We start from the raw sequence: 7,001 nt of genomic DNA, 5'->3' as shown, positions 1-7,001 counted from the left end.
TTAAACATCCTAAGGGGTGTTTTTTTTTATAAAAAAATAGAACTTTCTCCTTGTTTTCCTGTCTTTTATAAAGAAGGGGATTAGGGGGAAGTTCTGAAAGATATTTAAGCTTTGGAGGATATTTTTCCTAGATTAGGTTCTTTAATAAAATTTTGACATTATATTCCACATGTTATATATTGTACATGTAGAGTATAAATTAAAATTAAAGGAGTTATTTATGTCATTAAAACACGGAATACTTGGTTTATTAACTTATAAATCAATGACAGGATATGATTTGATGAAAGTATTCGATGAATCATTGGCTTTTTTTTGGAAGGCTCAAACGAGTCAAATTTATCGTGAATTAGGTTTAATTGAAAAGAAAGGCTGGGTTAATTCTGAAATAATACAACAGAGCGATAAACCTAATAAAAAAGTTTTTACACTAACTGATCAAGGTAAAGAAGAACTCATAAAATGGTTGGATGGTCATTCACCAATTAAAGTCATGGATTTTAGAGATGAAATGACAATGAGAGTTTTTTTTAGTGCTACTTCTGACGATGAAAAATTATTAGAAGAATTAATAGAATATAAATCTTTAAATAAATTTTTTTATGAGAAACTTAAAAAAGTAGAATTAGAACTTGATATTAAGTCTCAATACATTGGAAAACCAAGAGAAAAAATTTATTGGCTCATGGCTATTAAAAGAGGGATTATTAATGCACAAGCAAATATAAATTGGGTGGATGAATGCTTAATACTTTTGGAGGGAAAGGAGGAGATATAATATTGAAAAAAATACTAATTCTTAATGGAAGCCCTAGAGGAAAAAGAGGAAATACAGCAAAATTAGTCGAGGCTTTTATTGAAGGCTATTTGAGTGTAAATCCTAATGTAAGCATTAATCATGTAGAGTTAAAAAACTTTAACATTAATGGATGTATTGGTTGTTTTAATTGTTGGAAGAAAACTCCTGGAAAATGTATACACCAAGATGATATGGAAAAATTAATAGAGATATATTTAGAGTCAGACATTATAATTTGGGCAACACCGTTATATCATCACGGGATGACATCTATTTTAAAAAAGTTTATAGAACGTACTCTGCCTCTTAATTTGCCTTATATAGTTAAAAATAATGGGATATATGGACATCCAAAAAGATATGGTGTTTCAGAGAAGAAAAATATAGTTATATCTAACTGCGGTTTTCCAGAATATAATAATTTTGATATTATAATGCAGACATTTTCTAAAATAACAAATGGTGGGGTTAACGAGAAAATATTATGTGTAATGGGAGAATTATTATCTAGAAAACCACTACAAAGCAAAATTCAATGGTATTATGATACCGTTAATAAGGCTGGTATTGAGTTTGCAAATAATTATAAATTTTCAGAGAGTACCAAAACTCTGCTATGTAAATCATTGGTTCCATTAGAAAGTTTTATAGAGATGGCAAACTTGAGTTGGGAAGCCAAAGGAGAAATACCACCAACTTTAGAAAAAGCAATGGGATTGGAGAAAACCCTAAATTTATTAGAGGCAAAAGAAAATTTAAGAGGATTTAATTATTTGAAATTAATGAAACATAGTTTTAATAAAGTAAATTCAAAAGGGTATAATTCAATACTTGAAATAGAATTTATAGATATTAAAGAAACTCATCATTTTATTATTAAAGACCAAATATGTGAATTAAAGGAAGGGAAAAGTTTATCATATACTACAAAGATATTAACCCCATATACAATTTGGGTGAAAATATCAAATGGTGAATTAGATGGTTCACAGGCAATGGTGGACGGATTATATAAAGTGAAGGGTGATTTAGATTTTTTAATGAAAATGAATTCAATATTTGGGAGTAATAAAACAGAAAAATGTGAGAGGCAAAAACTTAAAGACAAGAAAATATTAGGATTAAATGGTGATAAATGGATGAGTGTTCAATTTATTCCATGGATTATATCGTGGTTAGCAATTAGTTCTAATGGTATTTTTGGAATTTGGATTCCACTTTTAATAACTGTTATAATCATTGGTATTAAGAGAAAATATGATGAGATTACATATTTTGAGAAATCAAGTTTTTTATATTTTTTTATAATTGGAATTGCACAACTTACGGAAATGTCAATTATTGGTGACAAAGGAATGATTTTAAATTATTTTTCAATTGCAATAATATGGGGAGTATCGCTATTAGACAAGAAACCATTGACTTCGGATTATTCAAAATATACAGTTGAAGGTAATGTGAGTCAAAATATTATTTTCAAAAAAACAAATGAAAATTTAACGTTATTTTGGAGTATAATGTTTTTAATTCAAGGATGTATATTTATTGGGCTTTATAATATTGAAAAAATTCAATATACTCCATATATATATATATTAAATATTTTAGCTCTGAAATTTACAAAATGGTATTCTGAGTGGTATCCTAAAAAAATTATGCAAGGGTAAAAGATCAAATATAGGAAGTTCTAGAAAATTAAACATTAATTAGGATGTTTTTTTACAAAAAAGTCCCTAAATATTTTTTAGGGACTTTTTCTATAAGTTTATTTCTTACTCCTCAAAGTTATAATTACTCCTGATATGATCATAATTCCTGCTAAAACTTTAGGTAGCGTAATAACTTCTCCTAAGATAAAGTATGCCATTATCATAGAAAATAAAGGGACTAAGTTAATATATAGAGAGGTTTTGGCAGGTCCTATTCTTTTTACCGATACTTGTTGAATTAAATATGCTATGACCGAAGCAAAGATCGACATATATATTAGACTGCTCCATCCTGTCCAAGTAGTATTAGGCAGAAAACTCATGGGGTTTTCATAAATCACCATGGGAATCAAAAGGATTACACAAAATAAAAACACATAAAATGTAAGTTTTATAGGTGCAATACGTCCTACAATTCCCTTTAAAACTATAAAATAAAGAGAAAAAGATAGGATAGCTAAGAGCATGGAGATATCTCCAACATTAAAATTCATATTTTTAATTACATCTATGGAACCATTAGTGACTATCATAGCTACTCCTAAAAAGGAGAGGAATATGCCTACAATTGCTTTTTTAGGAAATTTTTCTTTTAAAAATAAAGATGCCATAAGAGTAGTAATGATTGGATTCATAGCTGCTATAAGTGAAGTATTAACACTACTTGTATACTTTAATGCTGTAAAAAAGAGTACATGGTATCCCACCATTCCAAGGAGGGACAAAAGGATTATTCTAGGGATGTCTGATTTTTCTAAAGATAGATCTTCTCCTCTTTTCAACATGATTAAAAATAAAACTACAGCTGCTATTAAAAATCTAAAAAATGTTAGGGAATACACTGGAAATTCGGCTATGGAAAATTTACCAGCTATAAAAGCTCCTGAAAAAAATAGTGTTGCAATGACCATTAAATTTTTATTTATCAACTCTTTTATCTTGTTTTTATTTAAACCTAAAATCTCGTTATTCATCTCACTCCTCCTTAAATTTCTTATAATTAGATACATTCTAGCAGTAATAAATTTTTTTTACAATAGTCTTTAAAATTAATATAATTTATTTTTATTATTTTTTTAAGTATAAATTAATTCTATTGTATTTTATAAAAGGATATGTTAATATTCTAGAACGGTATGAAGGACCGTAATTTCCTAATCGATTTTGGAAGATGTTTGGGAATGAAAACATCTTCCTTTTTTATGTATTAGGGATATAATTAAGGAGTGTGGTAGCGTGGAAATGTTGAAGAGAGTTATTGATAGTCTCAATGGTTTTTTATGGGGGACTAATTTGTTAGTTGTAATGTTGTTAGGTGTAGGGATCTACTTTACAGTAAAAACCAGGTTTGTTCAATTTAGGTTATTTAAACACATGGTAAAATTGCTAGTAGATAAAGGTGAAAAAACTACAGAAGGAATATCATCCTTTCAGGCTTTTTGTATAAGTACAGCCTCTAGGGTAGGAACAGGGAATTTAGCAGGAGTAGTAGCGGCAATCTCAGTAGGAGGACCGGGAGCTATATTCTGGATGTGGATAGTTGGCATATTAGGAGCTTCTACAGGTTTTGCAGAAGCAACCTTAGCACAATTACATAGGGTAAGAAAAAAAGACGGAACATTAACAGGGGGATCGGCATATTATGTCGAAAAAGCCCTAGGAAATAGAAAATTTGGTATATTGTTTGTATTAGCTTCAATTTTTTGCTTTTTAGGAGTAAGTGCAATAACAGCTAATTCTGTAACGGTATCTTTTAATAATGCATTTGGAATAGATAAAACTATCATGAGTTTTTTATTGATAGGTTTTACTGGGATACTTACCTTTGGTAAAGTCAGTAAAATTCCTAAGATTTTGGAAAAATTAGTACCTATAATGGCTGCCATCTATCTATTGTTGGTATTTGTAATAATATTAAAAAATATTGAGATAATACCTAGAGTTTTAGGAGAGATCGTTAGTGGAGCTTTTGGCTTTAAACAAGCTGTTGGCGGTGGAATAGGTGCAATAGTAATGGCTGGTGTAAAGAGAGGGCTATTTTCTAACGAAGCAGGTCTTGGGACAGCTACATCAGTGGCTGCTACAGCAGAGGTAAGTCATCCAGTAAAGCAGGGGCTGACTCAAAGTTTAGGAGTTTTTGTGGATACTTTGGTAATCTGTACCTCTACAGCTATGATCATGCTACTAGCTGATAAAGGAGCTATAGAGGGTTTATCTGGAATGGAGCTTTTACAAGGGGCTATGAACTATCACTTTGGAGCTTTTGGAGTAAACTTCATAGCATTGATCTTATTTTTATTCTCATTTAGTACAATTTTGGGGATTGGATATTATGCTCAAACAAATTTGAACTATATCAGTGATAAAAACTATCTAAAGACAGTATATAAAGTTTTAGTTTTAATAATGATCTTATTTGGAGGAGTAAACCAAAGTGCTGTAGTATGGTCTTTAGCTGATCTGGGATTAGGATTTATGGGTGTTATTAACTTAACCGCTTTATTTATCTTAAGAAAACAATGTTTGGGGTCATTAGAAGATTATGATTTTAATGTATTATCTAAGAAAAAATGGGTAGCGAATTAAAAGCTCGCGGCGACACTTTTAAAGGCAGAGAAAATTTCTCTGCCTTTTTTTTGTAAAATAAAAAATAAAAGGGATAATTTTTTTTATTATTATTAATTTAGATGTAATAAGGTCGATTATATTTGTATCGTATTGCACGACTACAAATATAATAAATAAGGGATTATATAATTAAATTATATAATCCCTTATTTATTATAAAATTTGAAGAAGGTTTAGGAGTGTTTCTCTAAACTCTATGTCATTATTAGCTTTTCTTTTTTTAGGACCCTTGGTTCTTCCCCCAGAAGCTCTAATTTTTGCACTCATATGTCTAGAGAACATCAATGAATCAATATTAAATTTATTATAAATAAATCCATTAGGATGGATAACACTATGAGTTTTTTCTAAGATAATAGTTGCTAGTCCATAATCTTGAGTGATAACTATATCTTCCTTTGTAGAAATTCTCATGATTTCTAAATCAACAGAATCATCTCCTTTTTCAACTTGAATAACTTTAAAATCTCCTTTTAATTCATGAGCTGTGTCTACGACCATGATTAATTCTAAATTATACTTCTTAGTTAACTCTATACATATGGATTTTACACCCTTTGGACAGGCATCAGCATCTATTACTATTCTCAATTTTATTCCTCCTACATCAATATTATCTATCTAGATAATATCATATTATATAAAATAATCAAAAGGCCAGTAGAATAGGACTTACTTTATCATCACTTATTGAATATAAGATTGAAATTATGTATATTGTTTAGAAGAATATTTAAAACACCTTCAACTGTTTTTCTCTTTCAAATAATTAAAATGTATGAAGTTAAAAAATATGAATAAAAATTAGAAATTTAAGGTATTATAAAAAATAGAAAAAAATGAATAGAAGGAAAAAACTTAATATAACATATATCTATTAAGACTATATCAGATTAATTTTGTGGTGATTATGTTAAAATAATATTAATGAAGAAAGAAATGTGCTTTCTTTAAATTAAAAAAAGGGAGGGGGAGAATAATATGAAAAAACTATTAATAATGATAATGTTTATAACCGTTTTTATAGTTGGGATGGCTAGGTCTAAAGCACCCAAAGATTATTCTATATATGCAACAAATACTTTAATAAGCCCAGAAACTGCAAATAAAATGATAGAGAGTGAAACTGATTTAGTAATTTTAGATGTAAGAAAAAAAGAAAATTTTGAAAAAGAACATGTAAGAGAGTCCTTTCAAATTTGGAAAACTGATTTTTCTGCTGATAAAGGGGAATATAAATATGATGATATGAGAGCTACTCCTTCAAAAATAGCTAGAATATTAGGTTCATACGGAATCACTCCTAAGACACATATTTTATTACTAGGTGAAGGAGGAGACTATGAGGTGGCCAGATTATGGTGGATATTAGACATGTATGGCCATGAAAATATATCTATAATAGATGGTGGAATAGTTGGATGGAAGTTGGCTAAATTAAAAGTAGTAGGAGGGGCTATAGCAAAACCAAAAATTCCTGCAATATACAAGTTTAGAAGTTCAGTAGATCTATCTAGATCAGCGAATTTAGAAGATGTGAAAGTTGCAATGTCAAATGATACGGTGATCTTAGATACAAGATCTTTTTTTGAATCTGATGGTTTAATTTCAGGTGAAAAAACATTCATTAAAGGGCGAATTTCAGGGTCAGATAATATTCCATGGGATATTGTGGTAGAAGAGGATAAAACATTTAGTTCATCTAAAGAAATAAAAGAAGTTTTGAATAAACATGGGATTACAAAAGATATGTCAGTTATTTTATACTCTGAATCAGGAATGCAATCAGCTCATATGACCTTTGTATTAAGAGAATTGTTGGGATATAAAGATGTTAAAAATTATGATGGTTCATGGATTCAGTG

6 protein-coding genes are annotated in these 7,001 nt (G+C 29.1%); 4 read left to right on the top strand and 2 right to left on the bottom strand.

The window, feature by feature from the left end:
- Positions 1-220 precede the first annotated feature (220 nt).
- Both WBG30_RS03690 and WBG30_RS03685 read left to right on the top strand, forming a co-directional pair.
- The gene (locus tag WBG30_RS03690; RefSeq protein WP_424503297.1) at positions 221-778 is read left to right on the top strand and encodes a PadR family transcriptional regulator; all 558 of its coding nucleotides are present in this window, start codon (positions 221-223) and stop codon (positions 776-778) included.
- 2 nt (positions 779-780) lie between these two features.
- Positions 781-2,466 (top strand): NAD(P)H-dependent oxidoreductase, encoded by a 1,686-nt coding sequence (locus tag WBG30_RS03685; protein ID WP_424503296.1) that lies wholly within the window; start codon positions 781-783, stop codon positions 2,464-2,466.
- A 98-nt stretch (positions 2,467-2,564) separates the two neighbouring features.
- Here WBG30_RS03685 and WBG30_RS03680 read toward each other — a convergent pair whose 3' ends face one another.
- Entirely contained in the window at positions 2,565-3,482 is a 918-nt protein-coding gene (locus WBG30_RS03680) for a DMT family transporter (protein ID WP_424503295.1), read from the bottom strand.
- Positions 3,483-3,750: 268 nt separating this feature from the next.
- Between WBG30_RS03680 and WBG30_RS03675 the strand changes: the two genes are divergently transcribed.
- Complete coding sequence (locus WBG30_RS03675) at positions 3,751-5,094, top strand: alanine/glycine:cation symporter family protein (RefSeq protein WP_424503298.1); 1,344 nt, start codon at positions 3,751-3,753, stop codon at positions 5,092-5,094.
- Between the two features lie 195 nt (positions 5,095-5,289).
- Here the strand turns inward: WBG30_RS03675 and WBG30_RS03670 are convergent, their stop codons facing one another.
- A complete protein-coding gene (locus WBG30_RS03670; RefSeq protein WP_424503294.1) occupies positions 5,290-5,727 on the bottom strand; it encodes a YaiI/YqxD family protein in 438 nt (145 codons plus the stop codon).
- A gap of 390 nt (positions 5,728-6,117) precedes the next feature.
- On the opposite strand from WBG30_RS03670, the gene WBG30_RS03665 reads away from it, so the two are divergent.
- A partial coding sequence (locus WBG30_RS03665; RefSeq protein ID WP_424503293.1) for a sulfurtransferase occupies positions 6,118-7,001 on the top strand: 884 nt, incomplete at its 3' end.

The organism is Psychrilyobacter sp. (assembly GCF_049671765.1).
Taxonomy (GTDB): domain Bacteria; phylum Fusobacteriota; class Fusobacteriia; order Fusobacteriales; family Fusobacteriaceae; genus Psychrilyobacter.
The sequence above is the reverse complement of the archived record's forward strand: the minus strand, read 5'-3'. Positions and strand labels throughout refer to the sequence as shown.